The 24,047-nt window shown below is 54.8% G+C and carries 24 protein-coding genes; 2 read left to right on the top strand and 22 right to left on the bottom strand.

Annotated features, from left to right (window positions below; genetic code table 11):
• Nucleotides 1-2: 2 nt before the first annotated feature.
• The 5 genes from sufB to aroC form a co-directional block, all read right to left on the bottom strand.
• A complete protein-coding gene (gene sufB, locus OZX72_RS04205; protein ID WP_277159357.1) occupies nt 3-1,457 on the bottom strand; it encodes a Fe-S cluster assembly protein SufB in 1,455 nt (484 codons plus the stop codon).
• Nucleotides 1,458-1,808: 351 nt separating this feature from the next.
• The gene (locus OZX72_RS04200; protein ID WP_277159154.1) at nt 1,809-3,488 is read right to left on the bottom strand and encodes a CTP synthase; all 1,680 of its coding nucleotides are present in this window, start codon (nt 3,486-3,488) and stop codon (nt 1,809-1,811) included.
• A 107-nt stretch (nt 3,489-3,595) separates the two neighbouring features.
• Nucleotides 3,596-4,042, bottom strand: coding sequence for a type II 3-dehydroquinate dehydratase (locus tag OZX72_RS04195; protein WP_277159153.1), 447 nt, complete (start codon nt 4,040-4,042; stop codon nt 3,596-3,598).
• 118 nt (nt 4,043-4,160) lie between these two features.
• Entirely contained in the window at nt 4,161-5,786 is a 1,626-nt protein-coding gene (locus tag OZX72_RS04190) for a bifunctional shikimate kinase/3-dehydroquinate synthase (RefSeq protein ID WP_277159152.1), read from the bottom strand.
• A 104-nt stretch (nt 5,787-5,890) separates the two neighbouring features.
• Nucleotides 5,891-7,075, bottom strand: a complete 1,185-nt coding sequence (gene aroC, locus OZX72_RS04185; RefSeq protein ID WP_277159151.1) for a chorismate synthase — start codon at nt 7,073-7,075, stop codon at nt 5,891-5,893.
• Between the two features lie 115 nt (nt 7,076-7,190).
• On the opposite strand from aroC, the gene OZX72_RS04180 reads away from it, so the two are divergent.
• The gene (locus OZX72_RS04180; RefSeq protein ID WP_277159150.1) at nt 7,191-7,646 is read left to right on the top strand and encodes a prepilin peptidase; all 456 of its coding nucleotides are present in this window, start codon (nt 7,191-7,193) and stop codon (nt 7,644-7,646) included.
• Between the two features lie 353 nt (nt 7,647-7,999).
• On the opposite strand, the gene mltG is transcribed toward OZX72_RS04180, so the two are convergent.
• From mltG to OZX72_RS04115, 13 genes are all read right to left on the bottom strand, one after another.
• Nucleotides 8,000-9,181 carry an endolytic transglycosylase MltG gene (mltG, locus tag OZX72_RS04175; protein ID WP_277159149.1) on the bottom strand — a complete coding sequence of 394 codons (1,182 nt, stop codon included), beginning with the start codon at nt 9,179-9,181 and terminating at the stop codon, nt 8,000-8,002.
• A gap of 25 nt (nt 9,182-9,206) precedes the next feature.
• Nucleotides 9,207-9,662, bottom strand: a complete 456-nt coding sequence (ruvX, locus tag OZX72_RS04170) for a Holliday junction resolvase RuvX (RefSeq protein ID WP_277159148.1) — start codon at nt 9,660-9,662, stop codon at nt 9,207-9,209.
• 6 nt (nt 9,663-9,668) lie between these two features.
• Nucleotides 9,669-12,350 (bottom strand): alanine--tRNA ligase, encoded by a 2,682-nt coding sequence (gene alaS, locus OZX72_RS04165; RefSeq protein WP_277159147.1) that lies wholly within the window; start codon nt 12,348-12,350, stop codon nt 9,669-9,671.
• A gap of 214 nt (nt 12,351-12,564) precedes the next feature.
• On the bottom strand, nt 12,565-12,801 hold the full coding sequence (locus OZX72_RS04160) for a hypothetical protein (protein ID WP_277159146.1): 237 nt from the start codon (nt 12,799-12,801) through the stop codon (nt 12,565-12,567).
• Between the two features lie 2 nt (nt 12,802-12,803).
• A complete protein-coding gene (locus OZX72_RS04155; RefSeq protein WP_277159145.1) occupies nt 12,804-13,232 on the bottom strand; it encodes a DUF948 domain-containing protein in 429 nt (142 codons plus the stop codon).
• A gap of 87 nt (nt 13,233-13,319) precedes the next feature.
• Entirely contained in the window at nt 13,320-13,994 is a 675-nt protein-coding gene (locus OZX72_RS04150) for a histidine phosphatase family protein (RefSeq protein WP_277159144.1), read from the bottom strand.
• 172 nt (nt 13,995-14,166) lie between these two features.
• A complete protein-coding gene (locus tag OZX72_RS04145; protein ID WP_277159143.1) occupies nt 14,167-14,976 on the bottom strand; it encodes a hypothetical protein in 810 nt (269 codons plus the stop codon).
• Nucleotides 14,977-15,083: 107 nt separating this feature from the next.
• A complete protein-coding gene (locus tag OZX72_RS04140) occupies nt 15,084-15,875 on the bottom strand; it encodes a hypothetical protein (protein WP_277159142.1) in 792 nt (263 codons plus the stop codon).
• Between the two features lie 5 nt (nt 15,876-15,880).
• A complete protein-coding gene (locus OZX72_RS04135; RefSeq protein WP_277159141.1) occupies nt 15,881-17,164 on the bottom strand; it encodes a hypothetical protein in 1,284 nt (427 codons plus the stop codon).
• Nucleotides 17,164-17,496 (bottom strand): hypothetical protein, encoded by a 333-nt coding sequence (locus OZX72_RS04130; protein WP_277159140.1) that lies wholly within the window; start codon nt 17,494-17,496, stop codon nt 17,164-17,166. The genes OZX72_RS04135 and OZX72_RS04130 overlap by 1 nt, the downstream gene beginning before the upstream one ends.
• Nucleotides 17,480-17,920, bottom strand: coding sequence for a DUF4176 domain-containing protein (locus OZX72_RS04125; protein WP_277159139.1), 441 nt, complete (start codon nt 17,918-17,920; stop codon nt 17,480-17,482). Before OZX72_RS04125 ends, OZX72_RS04130 begins: the two co-directional genes overlap by 17 nt.
• 99 nt (nt 17,921-18,019) lie before the next feature.
• A complete protein-coding gene (locus OZX72_RS04120; RefSeq protein ID WP_277159138.1) occupies nt 18,020-18,496 on the bottom strand; it encodes a hypothetical protein in 477 nt (158 codons plus the stop codon).
• 1 nt (nt 18,497) lies between these two features.
• Complete coding sequence (locus OZX72_RS04115; RefSeq protein ID WP_277159137.1) at nt 18,498-19,460, bottom strand: hypothetical protein; 963 nt, start codon at nt 19,458-19,460, stop codon at nt 18,498-18,500.
• 126 nt (nt 19,461-19,586) lie between these two features.
• On the opposite strand from OZX72_RS04115, the gene OZX72_RS04110 reads away from it, so the two are divergent.
• A complete protein-coding gene (locus tag OZX72_RS04110) occupies nt 19,587-19,976 on the top strand; it encodes a phage holin family protein (RefSeq protein WP_277159136.1) in 390 nt (129 codons plus the stop codon).
• A 98-nt stretch (nt 19,977-20,074) separates the two neighbouring features.
• Here OZX72_RS04110 and rpsD read toward each other — a convergent pair whose 3' ends face one another.
• The 4 genes from rpsD to deoD form a co-directional block, all read right to left on the bottom strand.
• A complete protein-coding gene (gene rpsD / locus OZX72_RS04105; RefSeq protein ID WP_277144570.1) occupies nt 20,075-20,701 on the bottom strand; it encodes a 30S ribosomal protein S4 in 627 nt (208 codons plus the stop codon).
• Nucleotides 20,702-20,976: 275 nt separating this feature from the next.
• Nucleotides 20,977-22,275 carry a pyrimidine-nucleoside phosphorylase gene (locus OZX72_RS04100; protein WP_277159135.1) on the bottom strand — a complete coding sequence of 433 codons (1,299 nt, stop codon included), beginning with the start codon at nt 22,273-22,275 and terminating at the stop codon, nt 20,977-20,979.
• An 11-nt stretch (nt 22,276-22,286) separates the two neighbouring features.
• Nucleotides 22,287-23,240 (bottom strand): sugar-binding transcriptional regulator, encoded by a 954-nt coding sequence (locus OZX72_RS04095; protein ID WP_277159134.1) that lies wholly within the window; start codon nt 23,238-23,240, stop codon nt 22,287-22,289.
• Nucleotides 23,237-23,947 carry a purine-nucleoside phosphorylase gene (deoD, locus tag OZX72_RS04090; RefSeq protein WP_277159133.1) on the bottom strand — a complete coding sequence of 237 codons (711 nt, stop codon included), beginning with the start codon at nt 23,945-23,947 and terminating at the stop codon, nt 23,237-23,239. The genes OZX72_RS04095 and deoD overlap by 4 nt, the downstream gene beginning before the upstream one ends.
• Between the last annotated feature and the right edge of the window lie 100 nt (nt 23,948-24,047).

The following is a 24,047-nucleotide window of genomic DNA, read 5'->3' as shown; positions in this document are numbered from 1 at the left end:
GATCAGCCCACCGATCCTTCCATTTGCAACTCGACCAGCCTGTTGAGCTCCAACGCGTATTCCATAGGCAGCTCACGGCTGATCGGCTCGACGAAGCCGCGCACAATCATGCCCATGGCTTCCTTCTCCTCGAGCCCGCGGCTCATCAGGTAGAAGAGCTGGTCCTCGGAGACCTTGGAAACAGTCGCTTCGTGCGCCATCGTCACGTCGTCCTCGCGGATGTCGACGTGCGGATACGTGTCGGAACGCGAATAATCGTCGACCAGCAAGGTGTCGCAGACCACCGAAGAGCTCGAGCCCTTGGCCCCGTCAATCACCTTGACCAAACCGCGGTAGGCGCAACGTCCACCACCGCGCGAAATCGATTTGGCGACGATGGTGGAGCTGGTGTGCGGTGCCAGATGAATCATCTTGGCGCCGGTGTCCTGATACTGCCCCTTGCCGGCGAAGCTCAGCGACATGGTGGAGGCCTTGGCGTACGGCTCAGCCAAAATGCAGGACGGGTACTTCATGCTCGCCTTGGAGCCGATGTTGCCGTCGACCCATTCCATGGTGCCGCCCTCTTTGACATAGGCGCGCTGGGTGACGAGGTTGTAGACATTGTTCGACCAATTCTGTACGGTCGTATAACGCACACGGGCGTTCTTGCCGACGATGATCTCGACGTTGGCCGCGTGCAGCGAGTCCGTCGCGTAGATCGGGGCCGTGCAGCCCTCGACGTAATGGACGTAAGAGCCTTCCTCTGCGATGATCAGCGTGCGCTCGAACTGGCCCATGTTCGGTGTGTTGATGCGGAAGTAGGCCTGCAGCGGGATATCGACGTGGACGCCTTTGGGGACGTAGACGAACGAGCCGCCGGACCAAGCCGCCGTGTTGAGAGCGGCGAACTTGTTGTCATCGTAAGGGATGACGGTCGCGAAATATTTCTTGACCAGATCCGGGTACTCGCGCAACGCGGTGTCCGTATCGGTGAAGATCACGCCTTCTTTTTTGAGGTCCTCCTGGATGGAGTTGTAGATGACCTCGGACTCGTACTGCGCCGCGACACCGGAGACCAGACGCTTCTTCTCAGCGTCGGGAATGCCCAGCTTGTCGTAGGTGGTACGGATATCCGTGGGCAAGTCATCCCAGCTCTTGGCCGGTTTGTCAATCGGCTTTACATAATACTTGAAATCATCGGCATCGAAATCGGAGAAGTCCACGCCCCACTTAGGCATGGGCTTTTCGATGAAGGCGCGATAACCCCTCAACCTCATGTCGAGCATCCACTGCGGCTCGCCTTTGTCGGCGGAAATGGCGCGAACGACGTTCTCGTCGATGCCCTTCTTCGCGGCCTCACCGGCCGCATCGGAATCGTGCCAGCCATAGTTATACTCGCCGAATTCCTGGATGATCTCGTCATCCTTTTTGATTTTATCCTCGTTGACACGTTCGCGATCAGCCACATACTGGCTCATCTCCGTATCAGACGCGGCGTTTGGTGTTGGTTTTTCTGCCACCGTACGCTGCCTCCCATCATTGACTACACTCAATATAAACCTAACAGAATTGGACTTTTATTACTAGGGTTGCATATAAAACAACGCTGACAATGAAAGTGATTTAATTCACAACTTTGTCCATATCACATCGCTTTGTACAATTACCCGATTTTGTCCGTGTTTTCTAAGGCTTCACCCATCCACATATAGCAGAAGACCCCACCGAAGCGGGGTCTTGTTACGTTCGATTATCGGCAACATCAATAACCGGTTTCATCGGCTTTCGAAGAAACGGATTCAATCACGCTACCGGTAATTTCCTATAGCTCAGTCCTCTTCGGGCTGGCTCTTGCGGGCTTCCTGATGGTCGAGCGCGGCCTTTACCAGCCCCTGGAAGAGCGGATGCGGCTTGGTCGGGCGAGACTTGAACTCGGGGTGGGCCTGCGTGCCGACGTAGAACGGATGCACGTCCTGCGGCAGTTCGACGAACTCGGTAAGCTCACCGTCGGGGCTTTCGCCGGAAATATCGAGGCCGCCTTCGCGCAGACGATCCTTGTAGGCCACATTGACCTCATAGCGATGGCGATGGCGTTCACTGACATTGGTGGTGCCATAGAGCTTTTCGACCAGCGAACCTTCCTTCAGCACAGCCGGATAGGCCCCGAGGCGCATGGTGTGGCCCATGTCGGAATTGGCGAGGATGTCTTTCTGCTCTTCCATCGTGGCGATGACCGGGTTCTTGCAGCCGGGCTCGAACTCGGAGGAATCCGCATCCTCGAGCTCCAGAACGTCGCGCGCATATTCGATGACCATGCACTGCAGACCAAGGCACAGGCCCAAGGCGGGCAACTTGTGCTCGCGGGCGTAGCGCAGCGCGCCAATCTTGCCTTCGATGCCACGAATGCCGAAACCGCCGGGAACAATGATGCCGTCCATATCTCGCAGCTCGGCGTCGGCACCGGCTTCGGACTCGCAAAGGTCGGCAGCGACGAGCTTGACGTTCGCCTTGGCGTAGTTGCCGAAGCCGCCGGCCTTGACAGCCTCGATAACGGAAAGGTAGGCATCGGGCAGGTCGATGTACTTGCCGACGATGGCGATGTTGACTTCTTCCTTCGGATGGTGCACACGCTCGAGAAGCTCGTCCCATTCGGCCCAATCGACGTCGTGGGCGGAGAGCTCAAGGTAGTGGACCACGTAGGAGTCGAGGCCTTCGTTGTGCAGGATCTTCGGCACGTCGTAGATGCTCGGGGCGTCCACGCAGTTGACCACGCCTTCCTCGTCGACATCGCACATCAGGGAAATCTTGTCCTTGATGCCTTGGTTCAGCGGACGATCGCTGCGCAGCACGAGTGCGTCGGGGGTGATGCCAAGCTGGCGTAAAGTCATCACGGAGTGCTGGGTCGGCTTGGTCTTCAGCTCGTGGGCGGCCGGCAGATACGGAACCAGCGAGACGTGGACGAACATGCAGTTGTGCGGGCCGAGTTCACGCTTGACCTCGCGTGCGGCTTCAAGGAACGGCTGGGATTCGATGTCGCCGACGGTGCCGCCGATCTCGGTGATGATCACGTCGACGTCGTCCGCGGCCTGGGCGCGCATGCGGCTCTTAATCTCGTTGGTGATGTGCGGGATGACCTGGACGCACTGGCCCAAGTATTTGCCGGCGCGCTCCTTCTCAAGCACGGACTGGTAAATCTGACCGGTGGTGACATTAGCCTTCTGCGAGAGGAAGACGTCAAGGAAGCGCTCGTAGTGGCCGATGTCCAGATCGGTTTCGGCGCCGTCTTCGGTGACGTAGACCTCACCGTGCTGGAACGGGTTCATGGTGCCAGGGTCGACATTGATATAAGGATCGAGTTTTTGCTGCAATACGCGGAGACCACGGCTGCGAAGAAGACGACCGAGAGAGGATGCTGTCAGGCCCTTACCAAGGGAAGAAACAACGCCACCGGTGACGAAAATATGCTTGGTGACATGTCCATGGGAATTATCATTATTTTCTCTTGCCATGGAACTTCAGTCTATCAGCCTCTATTGACTCGGCGTGTTCGTAGGCGGGAGCGGAAAATGGCATACATTCCCCGTTCCCCACATTACTTTTTGTAATATATCGAGAATTACTTCGCCAACAGATGAGCCACGGCATCGAGGGCTAGTTTGTAGCCGTAGAAGCCCATGCCGGTGATGGTGCCGGTGGCCACAGGGCTGATGACGCTGTATTTGCGGAACGAATCGCGAGCCGATGGATTGGAGATGTGCACTTCCATCAGCGGCAGACCTGCGTCGGTGACCATTTTGGCGGCGTCGGAAAGCCCATAGCTGTAATGGGTGAACGCGGCGGGGTTCATCACCACGGGCGTCTGCTCGTCGACGGCCTGGTGCATCCAGCCGATGACCTCGGCCTCGTCGTCGGACTGGCGGACCTCAACCTCAAGGCCAAGTGCCTTGCCCCATTCCGCGCAATCCTTGCGCAACGTTTTCAAGTCCTGATGGCCATACACGTCGGGTTCACGAACTCCCAGACGTCCGAGATTCGGCCCATTGACGACGATTACTTTGGTCATTTGTTTTGTCCTTTTTATTTGGTGAAGTACATTTCCTAACACAAGTCGACAGATGGCTTTTCAAGAATCCTGATATTATGCCAATTTTCAAAACCTATCTATCGACTTGTGCAACCGCTCAATGGCGAATCCGCTGGAACGCCTCAACAAGCGCATCCATCGGCGGATCCTCGAGATGCATCGGATGGCCGATACTGTCAAGGATGACGAAACGCAGCGTGTTGCCGCGCGCCTTCTTGTCCTTGTGCATCAACGCGAGCACCGAATCCCAATCGCCGCCATCCCAGGAAATCGGCAGGCCAAGCGAGGAAAGAATCGAACGATGCAGGTCGACGGATTCCTGATCGAGATGGCCAAGGATATGCGAAAGTTCGGCGGCATAGACGCAGCCGACAGCAACAGCGTTGCCATGGCGCCAGCGGAAGTTCTCGAGCTTTTCGATGGCATGGGCCAGCGTGTGCCCGTAGTTGAGAAATTCGCGCAGACCGGCTTCCTTGAGATCGTTCGAGACGTGATAGGCCTTGACGCGAACGGTACGCTCGATGAGCTCCGCAACCACGTCTTCCAACGGCGAGCCTAGGAAATCGTCACCGTTGAAGTTCCGCAGTTCATCCGCATGCTCCTGAAGGATATCAAGAATATTCGTGTCACGGATAAAACCGGACTTGGTCACTTCCCCGAGTCCCTCGGTGAAAATATCCTGCGGCAAGGTCTTCAACGTGCGCAGATCGGCGAGCACACCCGCGGGCGTGTAGAACGAACCGACCAGATTCTTGCCCTCGTCGGTGTTGATACCGGTCTTCCCGCCGGTCGAGGCGTCGACCATCGCCAACAGCGAGGTCGGGCAATTGACGTAACGGATACCGCGCATCCATGTGGCGGCGATAAAGCCCGCAAGATCGGTTGCCGCTCCCCCGCCCAGACCGACGATGGCATCGGAACGGGTGAAGCCGATTTCCCCAAGCCGTTTCCAAATGGTTTTGGCCACGTCGACGGTCTTGCCCTTTTCCGCATCGGGAATGACCAAGTCGTAGACCTCGTAACCGGCCTGACGCAACAAGGCGCGTGCCTGATCGGAGTGACGCTGCACCGGTTGGGTATGAATCAGTGCGACGCGCAACACATCCGGTCCCACCATTTCCGGCAATCGGTTCAATGTGCCTTCGCCGATGCAGACGTCATAGGGTTCGATGCCCGAACCGGTGACATGGACGATGCGTTCCTGAATCATATTGCTCAGCTTCCTTGCCGCCACACGCGGCGTCGAACCATGGGTGTGCACATGCAGATTGGAGATTTCGCGGAAAACGGGGTCGCGCTCCTCATAGAGTTTCAGCCAGCGTTTGTTGGCGTCGCCATTGAGCATAGGCCGGTTGCCGCCTCGCGCGGCTCGTTCCATAGCTTCGTGTTTGTCAGCTTCCAGATAGACCAGCTTGCCACCGTCGGCGATATAGTCGGCCAGCGCGTCTCGCGTCGACTGTGTCATAGGCGCACCGCCACCCAATGCAAGCAGACCATCGAACGACTCGAGCAGATCGGCGATGACTTCCGCCTCAAGCTTGCGGAACGCGGGTTCCCCATATTTTTCGAAATATCGAGGAATCTTCATGCCCGCTTCCTGCTCGATTTCGATATCCGCGTCGGCAAAATCGACATCGAGCATCTGCGCCGCCTCGCGCCCCACGCGCGTCTTGCCGGCGCCGGGCATGCCGATGACCACGGCAAGCGGACGATGACCACTCATGATTGCTGCACCCCGTCTCTCTATCTCTCTTTATCCTAGGATTTGCTTTATTTCGATGATTTTATCTTCGAAAAATTACGCAAATAACATTGCCAAAACGCCAATCAGCGCATATGCTCCGGCCAGGAATCAAGATAATTCTGTGCGTTGCGACGGGTCTCTTCGACACTGTCGCCGCCGAATTTCTCCAGCACGAACTTGGCCAACGTTAGTCTCACCATGGCTTCGGCGACCACGGAAGCAGCAGGAACCGCGGTGGTGTCGGAACGCTGGTTGATGGCCTTGGCTTCCTCGCCTGTGGCGACATCGACCGTGCGCAAGGCACGCGGAATCGAAGGAATCGGCTTCATTGCAGCACGCACGCGAATCGGCTGTCCGTCGGACATACCACCTTCAGTGCCACCGGAACGGTTGGAATAACGCTCGATATGGCCGTTGTCGTCGACGAACATCTCATCGTGCGCCTCGGAGCCGAACCGATCGGCCTCAAGGAATCCGTCACCGATTTCGACACCCTTGATGGCTTGAATCCCCATCAAAGCACCGGCAAGCGCCGCGTCAAGCCTGCGGTCGCTTTCCACATACGTGCCTAATCCGGCGGGTACACCGTAAGCAATGACCTCCACGACGCCGCCGAGCGTATCGGCACGCGACTTGGCCTCGTCGACTTTGGCCATCATGCGCTTCTCGGCGTCCTTGTCAAGCGTGCGCACCGGCGAAGCGTCAAGCGCCTCGACATCGGCGGGCGTCGGCAAAGTGCTCGTATCTGCCTTTTCGCCGCCCAACGCAACCACGTGGGCAACAGTTCTGATACCCACCGTCTGCTCAAGGAATTTTGCAGCGACCTCTCCCAAAGCCACGCGAGAAGCAGTCTCGCGAGCGCTGGAACGTTCCAGCGCGTTGCGGGCGTCATCGAAACCATATTTGCGCATGCCAGTCAGGTCGGCGTGGCCGGGACGCGGGCGGGTCAGCGGTTCGTTGCGCCCGGTCGGCGGCAATTCGTGGTCAAGCGGATCGGCGCTCATGACTTCGGTCCACTTCGGCCATTCCGTATTGGCGATTTCGATGGTTACCGGCGACCCCAGCGTCTTGCCGTGGCGTACGCCGGTCAGAAGCCGCACTTTGTCCTGCTCGAACTTCATGCGCGCCCCACGTCCGTAACCCAGACGGCGCCGTGCCAACGCATCCACGACATCTTGTGAACGCACTTCGACGCCGGCCGGAAGCCCCTCAATCATGGCGACCAACGCCTCACCGTGCGACTCCCCCGCCGTCTGCCAACGCAACATATTCACTCCTTGCCGAACCTTGACGAATCAAGATTTAGAAAAATAAACCTTGAATTTTCCGCTTTTTCGCGCTTTCCATTCGTCAATTAATGGGTTTATGCACTATCTTACCGATATGGCCTACATTGCAGCACTCCCGAGTCTGATCTGCGGACTGGCGCTTGTCGTCGAAGACATCCGCCGTTTTCGAGTGCCCAGAACATGGGTGGTCACCGGAGTTTTAATACAACTGGTGTTCTTTATAGCGCTCTCCATCATCGAGCGGAATCCCGCCAAAGTCCTGCTTCCCCTCGGATATGCACTGCTATCGGCCGCCATCCAATTCCTGCTCTCACGCCTCAAGCCCGGAGCCCTAGGATTCGGAGACGTCACCACATCGTTCTTGGTTGGACTTGCGGTAGGCTCCTTCGGTCTGATGCCCTATCTCTATTGGTGGCTGCTCATGGGTGCCTTAGGCCTCCTCTGGATTCCCCTCTATCCCAAGCTCATCAAGCATTCATCTCACAAAGCCCCGTTCGTCCCCATAATCGTGTTCGCAGGAATTATCGCAACGCTTATACCTGCTATTTAGTTAGCCGCATTTTAGTTTTGTTTTTTACTCTCGTTTATCGGTTGGTCGTGGATTGGCGGGATATACAATATTCGGGACGCTCCTTGGCCGCTCGGCCGTGTCTTACGCCCGAACATCGCATATCCCGCCAATCCACTTATGCTGGGTATAAAAACATTCTTAGATTTCGTTAGATTTCCAACATACATGAGTGGATTTGAGGGAATATGCGATGCTGAGGCGTAAAGCTTGGCCTACCGGCCTTGAGGGTGCCGAAGCATTGTATATTCCCCCAAATCCGCGACCAACCACGTAAAGTGACGTAACAAGGCAACTGAACCACAGAATAGCCAATTAAATAAAATAAATAAAAACTAGTTGGCGTTGGGGTTTTGGGCCTTGTATTCATCGCGAATCTGGTTGAACTCGTCTTGGGTGGCGACGAACTTGGTCTCGCCCGTCTGCAGGTTCGTAGTGACGAAATAGAGCCAGTCGCCCGGGGTCGGATTCATGGCGGCCTTGATGGCTTCGTCTCCTGGTGAGCTAATTGGCGTGGGTGGCAGGCCCTTGTTGATGCGGGTATTGTAGGGGTCGGAAGCGTTGCCCAGCATCGCATCGGTGAGATCGCTCGGCTTGACATTCTCTCCGTAGGCGACCGTCGAATCCATGCCCAGCGCCATGCCTTGGTTGAGCCGGTTCATGATGACGCGCACGACCTTGCCGTAGTATTCCGGTCGGTTCACTTCGGATTCGGCGATGGAAGCCATGTTGAGGATGGTTTCGCGTTGCGCTCCAGTCGGAACTTTCAGATCGTTGAGCTTAGCCACGCGTTTATCGACAATCGCCTTCAAGATTGAGGAGGCGGTGCTGCCCTTCTTTTTGACATCGTAGACACCCGGTTCAAACCAGCCTTCGAATTTGCCTCCGGCTTCGGCGGGGAGAATCCCTTGTCCGCCGCCATTGACTACCGCATCGAACTGCGATTTATCGATTCCGGATAGCTGTGCGGCCTGCGCCACGACATCCGAGCTGCGTTCCCCGGCCTTGACCTCCAGGAACCCAGTGGCCTTGGTCTGATCGGAGAGGATTTTCACCGCATCCATTGACGACATGTGCTTTTTGAGCTGGTACATACCCGGATAAAGCGTGCTGTTGTTGGCCGCCACTGTGCTTGCGAAGGTATCCGCGTTCTTGACCACGCCCGCTTTGACCAGATGCCTGGAGATAGAGGCTACGCTTTCGCCACTTTCGATAGTGAACCAGACAGTACCTGTTCCGGGTCCTCGGTAATCGGTGGAAACCTCTTGCGAATTGGTGTTGTTGATGTGGTGCGTCACAGCTCTGATGCCAAAGAAACCACCGCAACCCACGATGAGCAAGGCCACTACGATGATGGCTGCGATAGTCATCTTTCGCTGGCGTTGCCGTTTCTTGCGCAGGCGCATTTCGTGGCGAGACGTTGGAGGGGGCTCCGGCGGCTGGGCATCAGAAGAAGAGCCGGTGGAATCAACCCACTCGGCGTTCGTGTCGAAAAGCTCGTTGAAGTCTTCTGGCATGAATTCCCTCTCCGCTTTCGCTTCGTCAGTTACGTCGGTCCAACGCCGACTGAAGGATGACAACCGCCGATTGCTGGTCGACCACTGGCCTGTGATTTCTGCTCTGGACGCTGGCTTGGCTCAACTGGTGGTGCGCGCTCACCGTGGTGAGACGCTCGTCCTGCAATACAATTTCAGGAACAATGTCTAATTGATAATCTTCGCTCTGGACGGCCGCTTCAAGTCGTTTGGCAAGGTTCGCGGCCCAACGCTTGGCTTTTTTGGCGCTTTTACCGGCTTCTCCACTCAAGAGCAGAGGCAACCCTACAACGACTTTATCGATATCGTCATGGTCGTCGATGAAATCCACCACTTCATCCAGGGCACGGAACGAATCACCGTTGGCCTGAATGTTGCCTTCGGGGTGGGCAAAGGAGAGCTCAGGGTCACTCAAAGCCAAGCCGACCCTGGCGTCTCCCAAATCCACACCCAACCATGTCATAGATTTTCAGTCCTTGCGTACGGCCTGACGCAGGGCTTTCAGCGCCTCGTCGATCTTGGAAGCATCGGCACCGCCACCTTGGGCGAAGTCAGGCTTGCCGCCACCGCCACCGCCGAGCACCTTGGAGGCCACGCGCACGAGGTCTCCGGCTTTCAAACCGGCCTTACGTGCGTCATCGTTGGTGGCGACCGCAACCATCGGCTTACCTTGTTCGTTGACGCCGGAAAGCGCGATGACTGCGGACTTCTTGTCGCCGATCTTGGCACGGATGTCCATCACGGTCTTGCGCAGCGCATCGAACGAGCCGAAGTGACCGACGTTCGAGGCCACCAGTTCCACCGGAGCATCCGCATCGGCTTCCGCCTGTGCGATCAACGCCGGCACTGTGGCTTCAAGCTGGGATTCGTAGAGCGAATTCAGGTGCTGGTCGGCTTCCTTGAGCTTGCTTTCGAGAGCGAGCACGCGGTCGCGCAGCTCTTCGGGGCGCACCTTGAGTTCGTCGGCCAGCCCAGCGACAGTCTTGTGCTGCTTGTCATTGTATTCGTAGGCCTTCTTGCCCATGAACGCTTCGATACGGCGGACACCGGAGCCCACGGATGATTCGGAAGTGATGACGAATTCGCCGATCTTGCCGGTGGCATCGAGGTGGGTGCCTCCGCAGAGCTCGCGGCTCCACGCGTCCTCGCCGATGGTCACCACGCGCACGCGGTCACCGTACTTCTCGCCGAAGAGGTGCATGGAACCGAGCTCGAGGGCTTTCTTGTAATCCATTTCGACCATGGTGACCGGCAGATCGTCGCAGGCGCGTTCGACGACGCGAGCCTCGACCTGATCGATCTCTTCACGGGTCATAGCCGTGGGCCACTGGAAGTCGAAGTGCAGGTAGTCGGGAGCGACCAGCGAACCGCGCTGGGTCGCCTGCTCGCCGAGTACCTCGCGCAATGCCTTGTGCAGCATATGGGTGGCGGTGTGGGAGCGAGCCAAGCCACGACGGCGTTCCTCGTCGATGGTGGCGTTGACCTTTTCGCCGACACTGAGCTTGCCTTCCGCCAAACGGCAGCTGTGCACGGTCAGATCCTTGATGGGCTTCTGCACGTCGTCGACCTCAAGCACGGCGCCGTCGTCGGAGATCATCTCGCCTTCGTCGGCCAGCTGACCGCCTTGTTCTGCATAGAACGGAGTGCGGTCGAGCACAATCTCGACGTTGGCCGGACCGTCGACACTCTGGACGCTGCCCTTGCCTTCCTCAAAAATGCCGAGGATGGTGGAACGGCTGGAATGGTCCTTGTAGCCGAGGAACTCGACAGGCTTTTCGAGCGTCTTCTTGAAATCATCGTAGACGCTGACGTCCACGTTGTGACGCTTTTTGAGGGCGTCGGCGCGGGCACGGGACTTCTGCTCGTCCATCAGAGCCTCAAAGCCCTTGTCATCGACCTTGACACCCTGTTCGCCGGCCATTTCACGTGTCAGTTCGATCGGGAAGCCGTAGGTGTCATGCAGCGTGAAGGCATCCTTGCCGGAGACTTCGTCATTACCGGACTTCTTGGCTTTCTTGACGGCCGTGTCGAGAATGGTCGTGCCATTCTCGAGCGTACGGCGGAATGCATCCTCTTCGCCGTAAGCCGCTTCGGCAACATCGTGGAACGTGTCATTCAATTCCGGATAGCTGGGAACCATCGCATCCTTGGAGACCGGGAAGAGTGTGGGCAGCACAGGCTCGTTGACACCAAGCATCTTCATCGAACGCACGGTGCGACGCAGGAGGCGACGCAGCACATAGCCACGGCCGACATTGCTGGGGCGCACGCCGTCGCTCATAATCATCAGCGCGGAACGCACATGATCGGCCACGACACGGAAGCGTACATCGGATTCCTGATCCTCGCCGTACTTGTGTCCGGAAATCTTTTCTGCGGCTTCAATGACAGGATAGATTTCATCGGTTTCGTAAATGTTCTGCTTGCCTTGCAGCAGGTAGGCCACGCGCTCAAGGCCGGCACCGGTATCGATGTTCTTATGCTCGAGCTCGCCGACGATGTGCAGATCGGTTTTGGACTTGACGTTGTCGACGGCGTAGTTTTCGAAGACCAAATCCCAAATCTCGATGTAGCGGTTGTCGTCGGCGCTGGGTCCGCCTTCCTTGCCGTATTTCGGCCCGCGGTCGACGTAGATCTCAGAGCAAGGGCCGCCGGGGCCGGGGCCGCCGGTGGTCCAGAAATTGTCCTCCATACCGAGGATCTCCATGTGTTCGGGGTCCATCCCCTCGTTGACCCACAGGGAGCGTGCCTCGTCGTCATCGGTGTAGGTGGTGACCCACAGCGTTTCGGGGTCGAAGCCCAGGCCGCCCTTGTCTTGCGGAGTGGTCAGCAATTCCCACGCGTAATGAATCGCTTCGGCCTTGAAATAGTCGCCGAAGGAGAAATTGCCAAGCATCTGGAAGAACGTGCCGTGGCGGGTGGTCTTGCCGACTTCGTCGATGTCAAGTGTGCGCACGCACTTCTGGTTCGAGGTCACGCGCCTGCTCGGTGGGGTCTGCTCACCCAGAAGGTAGGGAATGAAGGGCACCATGCCCGCGATGGTGAAGAGTGTCGTCGGGTTCGGCGAAATCAATGACGCCGAAGGAAGGACCAGATGGCCCTGCTTTTCGAAATAGGTTTGGAACCGGCTGGCGATTTCAGAGGTGCGCATACTTGCTGCTGCTCCTTGCTTTGTTCACAACCAAATTGTTGCGATGCTACTTGTCACATTACATTGAAAAACTTAAGTATCGGGAACCGAACTTTCGATTCCTTGCTATTACATAGTTTATTATCAAATAATATTTTTTATTACTTTATGTCTGCCGCAACCTTGATTTATGCCGTAAAAACAAATCAATGCCCGACGACAGAACCGCAAAAGATTAACCGAGCTTGTCGGCATATTGCGCATTCAACTCCTGCTCGCGCGCAAGACGCGTGGCGTTGAATTCGTCGAACAGACCGCGCAGGGAACGTTGCATCACATGGTCCTGATCGGGACCGAGGACGAACTGACGCGCCTTATCAGGCGTATTGGCACGCACATAGGCTTCGGCCTTGGAGACGGCGACCACACCGACGACCACGCCAAGCGACACCCAGAAAATTCGTTTGACCATTGTTAATCCTTGCCGCCTTTCACCTTGGCAGACGTGGCTTTGGGTTTCATGGCGCTATTCCCGGCCTGCTCCGCGCTTCTCTGACGCATGAAGCTTTGCGCAGTGGATTTCAGGGCGTAGAACGACGATGCCAGTTTAATAACCGGCTTGCCCAGGAACGAACCGTAAAGATCGGTCAACGCGCCGATATTGCCGGCTGTCGTGGAAGCGGCTGAGGAAATCTTGTTGACGTCCTCAAGCGACTTGTTGACCTGACGCACTGTGGTCACGCCCTCGTCAAGCGCCGGGATGGCATGGTCGCCGGAATCCTTGACGGTCTGCGCGAGCTGGTCGAACAGCTTGCCCAACCTGATGAGCGGATAAATCAGGAACCCTGCCAACACAGCAAATGCTATGGCGGCGATAAGCCCTGCGATGTCCCCAATACTCATGAAAGCCTCTTTCCGATGCAGTTCCTCGACATTTCAGCCATAATAAAACCCAAGATTACCCAACGCCTACGACGCTCGACCGATAAATCACTGATTGTAAGCGACGACCGCCACCGCGTTTTCGATGGGCTTGCTGGTGTCGAAATCGAGCGTTGTGACGCTGCCGTTCGCAGGTCGCTCGGAAAGGTCGTAGCCCGGCCCGGCGAAGCGGCGCATCAGGCTTAAGAGCGTGTTTCCGTGCGAGATCTGGAGCACGTCATCACCATCTTTGAGCCCGGCGTTTGCGGCGATCAAGGCAAATCCGCCTTCGACACGTTCCCAATATTCCTCGTCGCTTTCGGCGTCGTGGAATGGGTCCGCTTCCTTCAAGAAATCTCTCGTGCCTTTGAGTCCGTATTTTTCGACGATCTGGTTATAGGTCTTGGCACCGTGCGGGGCGCCGGCGGCCCACCATGCCATATTCATATCCTGGCCTTCGAAATAGCCATAGAACTGCTCGCGGAAATGCATGTCGGCGACCAACTTCGGGCGCGCGTGGCCGTTCTGCTCGTTGATTTCGAGAATTCGTGCGGCGGTCTGCTCGGCACGTGTGGTGTCGGAGCAATAGGCGGCGGCAAAGTCAAGATCTTTGAGTTTCGCTCCGGCTTTGTCGGCATCGGAGAGGCCGGATTCGGTGAGCGGAGAATTCGACCAGCCCTGCAAGCGGTTATAGCGATTGAAATAGGTCTGCCCATGGCGGACCAAATGAAGATGCAACAACATGGTTCCATTATCACACATATTGCAACTGCCTCGACAGCGACACAGAATGCAAGAAAGAAGACGGGCTTAACGAAACCGACGATTCCGTTTGTGCCACTAAGACTTTGCCCATACCAAAGTTGGGATGCCGGTTTTCATGAATTATCTTACGATAAAAAACATTCGGCTCTGTCTATAAATCGTCGCCATGCAACCAACGACGAAAACGAGTTCGACGGCTCAAAGGCTGACGCAAATCAGGACGCACGGCTAAGACGTGCATCCAGCAATCCGTTACGAACTTATTCACGTTGTCAACGCATTTTTTAGGTATGACCACGCAATTGTTAACATCGCCAGTTCTCACCGAACCACCATCGAGATGCGTAGTATGGGCTTTCGACCAAGCAGAAGGTCCCAGCACAATCGCGTGCGGAGTCACGCGCACACACTCCACATACCTCCACGGGCAACCATCCTCATAAACCTTACCAGACACCCAGCGAACCATACGCAACCTGTCTTCGGAAACTGACACGCGACACGGCGTACGCCAACCAGGATCAGATACCAGAGAATCAGTATTTAGGCCCCACATTACTTTTCTGAATTGTTGTCTGCCTTTTCTTCCCTTACTCCCGAATGCCGAAAACCACGACTGCATGGTGTACAGCATTCCCTGCATTATGACTATATGCAATAGCCGATGCGAAAACGCTGAAACTGCCGCCAGAAGCGTCAATACAACAAAACAAATCAAGAAGAATTTCTTCTGTTGAGCAATTCTGCCATTCCCTATGCCCATACACAATATTGCAATGAAGAAGACAGAGACGTATATTAAATACCAATGCCAACGACGTCCATATGCATTAGCAGCATCCACAAACTCATCCATCAATGGCACATTAAGACTGAAATCATAGTTACGCGCCATCTCTTTCCCGACAAATCCTATTGAATGTCCTTCAGACTCTTTCTGCATCTCGCTTAACGCTCCCATCACCAACTCCTGCCCGAACCGGCTCTCATCCCATTACTCAACAGCTACGCTTAAAACCATCTCACCTCTGCAATACAAAGAATATCTTCATACAAACTAAACAGCATTTATAAATCGTCGCCATGGAACCAACGGCGGAAACGGGTCTTGCGACTCAAAGGCTGACGCAAATCAGGACGCACGTCCAAGACATGCATCCAGCAATCCGTTACGAACTTATTCACGTTACCGACAGATTTTCTAGGTATCACCACACAATGGCTGACATCACCAACTCTTATCAAACCATCAAGAAAATTGAAATGTGCCTTCGACCAAGCGGACGGACCCAGCACAATCGCATGCGGCGTGACCCGCACACACTCGATCTGTTCCCACGGGCAACCATCCTTATATACCTTCCCAGACACCCACCGAATCATCTGTATCCCACCCTCGGAAACCGATACGCGACACGGCGTACACCATTCGGTGCCTTCGAAATTATGATGGGTAATCTGCCGCCACTGCAACTGGCGGAAGACCGACCGGTCATGTGCCAATGCAAACCATGTATGCCATTCGTAAAACAGACCAGACATAGTCAACAAATGTCGTACCGAACGTGACACCACCAAGGTCAAAGCAATCAAGGCCAACAGTACGCAACCGATCAAAATGAATTTGTTCTGTCCGGAATCCAGAAATTTGCCATTTGCTATTCCCAAACAACATATTGCTGCAATAAATGTAGTGGCACATATTCCAAACCACTTCCAATGCTGCCCGTAAGCGTTTGCCGCATCCACAAACTCATCCATCAACGGCGGTGTCAACATGAAATCATAGTCGCATGCTGGTTGTTTTTGTTGCGATACAAGTTGAAAATTGGCCAAAGTCTTTGAAACCTCATCAGCCACCCTTATCACCAATCCTCACCAAATAAACGATCCGCACCTTCCGAAAGCAAAAAACTTCCAACAAGACCTCCACCTGCAGCAAGCACGGGATCGAAGGTCGCATCTCCAGGCAGACTGCCCACTAGAAATCCAATATCCGCAGCAGCAGTCACCGTAGTATCCTTGACAACACGCTTCCCGCCTTTTTGCAAAGCCTGCCAGACACTACCGGATGAGGAATACGCATCACCTGTCACTTGGACTACATCGTAAACGTTATACACCGCAGTTGCTCGACCTATAAATTTTCCTAAGACTCCAGATGTTTTACCTAAGGCGGTCCATTTTTTACCCTCCTTATCACTTTTCTCAATACTTTTCAGGTCTTCTTCAAATTCTGAGGGAGCCTTTTCTTTCGGCTGCTTTGAATCATTTCCGATATGCTTGTCGACATGGAGATCTTTGCCAACCACATCTTTTTTCGCATGTTTAAGGAAATAGTCGAATGGAGCAACATTGGTCTTGAAACTTTCGGAAAGTTTGTCGATGAAAGCCTGCTTTGGATCATTTAACAGCTTTTCCATCTCCTGTGGATCATCCGAATACTTCTCTATATCACCTAAAAACTTAGGAAGTTTCAAAGCAATTTTCGTACCGTATTCTGCTATCAAATCCTTATCATTCGCAGCTGCCTCTTGTGCATGTTTATCAATGACCGACGAGTTGAACAGGCCGGAGAAGTGAGTCTCAAAATCATTAATCGCACCGACATATGAATTCCAATTATTCAGTAAAGTGTCACTGAGCCCCTTCTCCCCTGCGGCATAGAAGCGAAGTTTAGAGAGTACCTCGCAAATTGCATCCACTTCGCCATGGCCATTATCAAGACCACGCGCCGCATCAATTGCTGCTGGAATAGCATTTTCCAAAGACTCGGCAGTATTATGCACCGTCGAACAAGCCCCCTGCATATTAGCCGATATGTCACAGGCAATAACAGTTTTCTTGCTCGCTGTCCCAGACACCCAAAAGAGCACGTTGTGCCTCTTCGCAGTCAGATCACCCGTCAATTCACTACTCGCGTCATTAAGTTCATTGCGATAGGTATTGATACCATCCATGAACGCATCCAAGCTCGATCGGAGCATCAACATTTCACCGCTCTGCGATTGCGCAGCCATGCCACTGTTTGCTGAACTCAATGTATTATCCTGCAGCTTGAGGCACGAACTGATGATTTTCGCGGAATCATACATTTTTTTGACCGCTTGGGAAGCCTCACCAATCTGATCCGAATCTGCTTTGAACATCACTTTCCTCCAGCTATGCACATTCCGGCCATATCCTCATCGACCTGTTCCATCAGGACCTTTCCGCGTCCAACGCCGTCGGCAAACTCGCCGATCTGATCTGCAAGAGCATCAATAAGCACCTTGATGGACTGCGACTTGTTTCTTGCGGCATCGCCGGCTTGCCCTTGCCACTCCTCAAGATCGGAATCCACCGTATTGAACTGGCGTGCCAAATCCCTCAGATTCGACTCAATCGTTTTCACACCGCCGATGACGTTATCGGTAGCGCCTTTGTCAAGCCTGATTTCATCTTTACTTTGCGGTATCGAACTCTTACTCTGCGGTATCATGTCCCACTCCCCATTGTTCTTCGAACAGATTTTGACCAGACCCATAGGTTGTTGATTCATCTGCCGCATCGTTCACAGAGCCATCCGACGCTGGCGCCTCTCCTGTCTGCTGCGCAGCTTGCTCGGCTGACAGTTGACGCTTGCAAAACTCGGCCTCATTCTTCTGAAGAAACTCCAGAAAATCGATACCTGACAATGATTGATAACCCAAAAAGTAGACACGATCGATATCAGCACGATTGAACATCAAGCTTTCGCCTGGTTTCATATTGCCTTCCGGATAAGGAAAGCCCATATAATCCCAAAGCCTTCCGGTGTTCTCGTCGCGTTGCATCACACCCGCAATCATCACCAGGTGACCATTTTCATTGAGGTGCACCACAGAGCCAATCGGCAGCCAGTCCTTCCCCTCTAATACAGACATATCATTCCCTTCTTTCGTCTTTTAAACGGATGATCAACAAGTTATGAACTTAAAAGGTTCTCCCGTATATTCGGAACAGAGCTACCAAAATCATTGAGGCTAATTCTGCTGCAACTCGTTATCCACTTGTTGCTGAAGTCGTTGGTTGCTGGTGACTGCGGCATTTTCACTTTTAAGGTCAGATTGTGCTTTTGTAAGTGATTGGTTCAATGAAGTCAAATCTCGATTGAGCCTGGAGATGATTGCATCACACTTATCACGAACGATTTTCAGCTGCACACCATTGTTCTTGTTAAGGCTTTTTGCATGAGAGCCTGCACTTTCATCCGCCAGCCCCACGCCCACAGCAGTCCCCATATTTTTCAAATCGTTAGTCAGTGTGTTGTTTGTCGTTTCCAGTCCGGTCAATGTCCCATTCTTAAAATTCACGACGGCCTGAATACGAGACTGAGTTCCACTTATTTTGCCATTGATTTCATTGACTCGGTTTTGAGCCTGCTTTGCCGCTTCAGAATGTTGTACGGCCCTATTCCGATAAGTCGCCGATTCATTGCGAAGTTTTGCTTCACTTTCCATATCATTTCTCCATTCCTGCTAAGGACTGGCCCCACTGCGCGCGTGGTATGCCGGAAAATCGTTCTAGCAAGCTGCCTTTTTGCGCGAACTCAAAACTGATATGGGAAATGCTTTCGCCTTCCCAGACCGAAGTGTCCTCGCCCGGGTTGGCGTCGAAATCAATCACGAAAAACGCGCCGGCCCCCGGAAACACCTCCGATGCGCGCCAGGGTTGCGGGCCGATGCGCAAATCACGCAACTGAGATGATTCAGCAAGCCTTGTGCGCCGAAAATCGACACCCTGGATTGTCAAACATTGGTAGTGCCCGATTCGTATTCCCCTCGCCAGATTGACGAAAGGTTCCTCCGGCAGATTTCTGGCTTCCGCAAACTTTTCGGCATCATATAAGGATCCGCTTATTGCTCCGTTCAGCAAAGCCTTTTCGCGAGGCTCTTTGACATTCACCTTCAAGGCCACAGAGGCTTTTTTGAAGCCCTCTAAAGTGCCCGTCTCTTCAAGAAAATTACTCTCCCACTGATCTGGCCCGCCCAATCCGATGAGGTTGTAGCCAAGCTGGTAAGGAACGGTCGAAAACCTGCATAACGTGGCATAGCGGGTGCCGAAATACGCGACGTAGGTACGGATGTCGTCGTGATCGTCGTCCGGAGGCATAACACCGTCGCCCACCGCGAAAGCCGTGTCGCGAATCGGCTCGATCAGCTGCTGCAATGCGGGGCATGGAATGGCGTCGGCACCCACCAAGCCCATGGCACCGCAGGAATCCACCAACCGACGACGCATCCAGGCAAATACATCATCGTTTGCGTAACTGGCGAACGGAACGTCCTTGGCCGGCACGACATAGCGCAGGTAATCCGGGCCACCGATCATCGTATATAGCTGCTCGGAGGTAAACGCCACTTTACGCAACGAATCGAAATCCCAATCAGTATGCTTGCCGACCGAAAACGCAACGCTTCCCACGAGCAGCGACCTTTCTATCTTAATTAATAATATTTAATATAATATAATTATTTCGATTAGCGCTGACGACGTGGACGAACCACTCGCAAATGCTCTACAAACAGGCCCCTATGCCATACTGTTCTTATGACACGATTTTTCACACGCTGGATCATTCTTACCATCGCCGCTGCCGTGATGGTGTTGCTCATCCCAAGCATGCAGCCGATCGGCACTCCCCCGATTCTCGGCATTGCCGCCTTCGCGCTGTTTCTGGCCCTAGTCAACGCGGTCGTCAAACCGATTCTGAATTGGGTCACGCAGATTTTAGCCCTGCCGTTGTCCATCATGTCACTGGGATTGCTTTCAATCATTCTGCTTTTGGTCGTCAACTGGCTATGCATGCGGCTGGCCTCATGGCTGGCGGTATCGCTCTTCGGCGTGGGCGTTTATATTTCTGGCTTCTTCGCCTCGATAATCGGCACCATCATCATGTCGATCGTTTCCGCCATCGTGGATGCCATCGTTGGCGAGTGACATAACATCGACAACTTAACCGACAACGCCAAGGGCCCTGTGAGTTTGAAACTCACAGGGCCCTTGCGGTATGTCCTAAAAGGAATGGGATTCAGAAATCAGCGAGCGTAGAACTCGACGACGTACTGAATGTTGACCTCGACCGGAATCTCTTTGGTTTCCGGCTTGCGGGTGAGAGTCGCCTTGAGCGAGGCGAGGTTGACGTCCAGGTATCCGGGGACTGCGGGCAGCACATCGCGGTGCACGCCTTCAGCGGCAATCTGGAAGGGAACCATGGTCTGGCTCTTCGGCTTGACCTGGATGGTCTGGCCGGGCTTGACGCGGTAGGACGGACGGTCCACCACGTTGCCGTCGACCATAATGTGACGGTGCACGACATACTGGCGTGCCTGGGCGGTCGTGCGGGCGAAGCCTGCGCGAAGCACCAGAGCGTCGAGACGAGTCTCGAGATCGACGAGCATTGCATCGCCGGTCTGGCCCTTGGTGTGGGTGCCCTTTTCATAAGCTGCACGAAGCTGCTTCTCGGAGACGCCGTACTGGGCGCGCAGACGCTGTTTCTCACGCAGACGAACCGCGTAATCCGATTCGGTGCGGCGACGCGTGCGGCCATGCTCACCAGGAGCGTACGGACGCTTCTCGAAGATGCGCTGAGCCTTTGGAGTCAGTGCGATGCCGAGGGCGCGCGAAAGGCGCACCTGACGGCGAGAACGCTGAATGTTAGTCATTCTTCTGTTGTTCCTTTGTATTCTGTCGTTATCTGAACGGAACGCGGAATCATGCGAAACCGCGCTGAGCCAGGCCTCTCCAGTGCTTCAAGGCGCCAAGCGCCAACGACATTCACCGCTTACACGAAGAACATCGCCGACCCACTGATGGGCTAAGACTCCAGATAATGCCCGCCTTATGGCGAACACAAACTTTTATTTTACTCGCAGAGTATGGACGTGCGCCCCGTCGAGTTGGACGGGGCGCACGCAATCTGACAATCAGACCGATATCGCTACTTGATGATCTTGTAAATCATCGGATACGGCTCGGCTTTATCGCCGATCTTGATGCAGCTATAGAGCAGTTCCTTGATGTCGTCGACATCCTCGCTCTCGCTGCAGATGGTCAGCAGGGACTCGCCCTCGGAGACCTTGTCGCCGACCTTCTTGTTGAGCTCGATACCGACGCCGTAATCAAGCTTGTCGTCGGCCTTCTCACGGCCGCCGCCGAGCTTCATGCTGGCGATGCCGACCTCGTCGGCAAGCATCTGGGAGACGTAGCCGCTGGCTTTGGCCGGCAGTTCGATGCGGTACTTCGCGTGCGGCATGATGCTGTAATCGTCGACGACACGGCCGTCTCCACCTTGGGCGACGACCATGGCGCGGAACCGGTCAAGCGCCGAACCGTCTTCGATGGTGCGTTCGAGCATCGCGCGCGCCTCGTCCTCGTTGGCCGCCTTCTTACCGAGCACGACCATATAGCTGCCCAACGTGAGCACCAGCTCGAGCAAATCCTTCGGGCCCTTGCCCTTTAAAGTGTCGAGTGTCTCCTCAATCTCCAAGGTGTTGCCGACCTTCCGGCCCAACGGCTGGTTCATGTCGGAGATGACGGCCATGCATTGCATGCCCACACCTTTGCCGATCTCGACCAGCGCCTTGGCCAGTTCCTCGGACTTCGGCAGCGTCTTCATAAACGCGCCCGCGCCAGTCTTCACATCGATGACCAACGCATCGGTGCCGGAAGCGATCTTCTTGCTCATAATCGAGCTGGCAATCAGCGGAATCGAGTCGACCGTGTCCGTCACGTCGCGCAGCGCATAGATCTTCTTGTCCGCCGGGGCGATGTTGCCCGTCGCACCGATGATCGCAAGTTTTTCACGCTTGACCTGATCGATAAAGTCCTTTTCGCTGATTTCGACCTGATAGCCGGGAATGGCTTCGAGCTTGTCGAGCGTACCGCCGGTATGGCCGAGCCCACGTCCGGAAATCATCGGCACGGGAATGCCCGTGGCCGCCACCATGGCCGCCAACGGAAGGCTCACCTTGTCGCCGACGCCGCCGGTGGAGTGCTTGTCGACCTTGATGCCCGGGATGCCGGAAAGGTCAAGCCTGTCCCCCGAGTTCATCATGTCCAGGGTGAGCTGGGAGCGCTCGTGATCGTTCATGTCCTTGAAATAGATGGACATCAGCAGGGCGCTGGTCTGATAGTCGGGAATCTCCCCGCTGACCACACCGTCGACGAAGAACTTGATCTCCTCGTCGCTCAGCTCCCCACCGTTTCGTTTCTTGTCGATAACGTCAACCATTCGCATGGTTCAACACCTCAATCTTCATAAGTTAATAATTCCTGGGCTATCGCCTGATCGACGATGAATTCGTTGGCGTAGCCTGCTTTCATGACCGCACGGATGGCAGGAGCCTTCAAAATCCCTGCCGCCACCACTATCGAGTGCTTTTTGGCCTTCAAATCCGACAGCCCGATGCCGACGGTGCGGTCGTTCAGATCCTTATTGACGACCTTGCCATCCTTGTCGATGAAACGCGAGACGACATCACCCACAGCCGACTTCTTCAGCGCGGCCTTCTGCTTGGAGTTGAAGTATCCGAGCTGGAACAGCAGTGCATCGTTGCGTACGGTGCCGACGCTGTAGAGGGCGATATTGGCCTTTTTGCCGAGCTCGAGAGTCTGCTCGATGAAGCGGTCGCGTTCCACGATCTCTTTGGTCACCTTGCTGTCGAAAAACGGCGGCAACGGCAGGAAATGCGGGGTCGCGCCCAAAGCTGCGGCAAGTTCGGTCACGCTTTCATCGGCATACGTATCCTGGTAGCGGATATTGATGCCGCCCTTGAGCTGGACGACCGTGGTATCCTCCACCGGATGGTTGTTCAAATGGGTGGTGACGGAATGAATCGTCTTGCCCCAACCAAGGCCGATGATGTCACCGGGCCGAATGGTCTGCGTCAGATACTCAGCGGTATAGGCACCGAGACTGTCCAACGTCGAAATCTCGCCGTTGTAATTGTTAGGGGCCACATGGATGTTCATCTGGTATTTATCGACCAGTTGAACACCCAGATCCTCCGCGTCGACGAACGGATTGTTGATCTCGATCTTGATGACACCGGTTTCCCGTGCCAGCTTCAGAAGCCGGGAAACCGTTGGCCTTGAAATGCCGAGATTACGGGCAATCTCCGTCTGGTCGAGGGCATCCTCGTAATAAAGCCTCGCAGCGGTGATGCTTTGGGCAAGTTTTTTCCTGTCGTATCGCTCACTCATGATTGCTGATAAGCCACCTCCAGGCAAATTTCAATCATCTCGTTGAAGGTGGTCGCACGTTCTTCGGCGCTCAGCCCCTCGTCTGTGCCAATCATATCGCTGACAGTTGAAATAGCCAAAGCCTTGACATGATGCTTGGAAGCGAGCAGGTAAAGACCCGCGGCCTCCATCTCTGCGCCCATGATGCCGTAATCGGCGAGCTTGTTGATATCGAGCTCGTCATCGTAGAAACGGTCTTCGGAGAGGATGTTGCCGACTTTCACCGAGATTCCCTTGGCTTTCGCCACCTGATAGGAATCCTCAAGAAGGCCGAAGTCCGCGGTGGGCGCGAAATAGACGCCCTGGCCGAAGGTGTTGTGGATGATGGAGGAATCGGTGCTGGCGCTTTGGGCGATGAGGATGTCGCGAAGTTTGACGTCCTTGCCGAGGCCTCCGCATGAGCCGACGCGGATGAGGTTCTTCACGCCGAAGTCCTTGATGAGTTCGGTGGTATAGATCGACAGCGAGGGAATGCCCATGCCGGTGGCCTGCACGGAAACGGGCTTGCCCCTATACGTTCCGGTGTAGCCGAACGCATTGCGCACGGTGTTGTAACGCTTGGGATCGGTCAGGAAGTTCTCGGCGATGTACTTGGCACGCAACGGATCTCCCGGCATCAATACGGTTTCGGCGATATCACCACGTTGCGCATCAATATGGGTGCTCATTACAAATCTCCTTTAATTTGTATCGGCCACTTATCAAAGTGGCTAAAGATGACTAAAAATATTAATTTGGTATCAATTCCGACGTACCGCAATGCGCTAT

Origin of the sequence: Bifidobacterium sp. ESL0769 (assembly GCF_029395495.1) — a bacterium.
GTDB lineage: Bacteria > Actinomycetota > Actinomycetes > Actinomycetales > Bifidobacteriaceae > Bifidobacterium.
The sequence above is the reverse complement of the archived record's forward strand: the minus strand, read 5'-3'. Positions and strand labels throughout refer to the sequence as shown.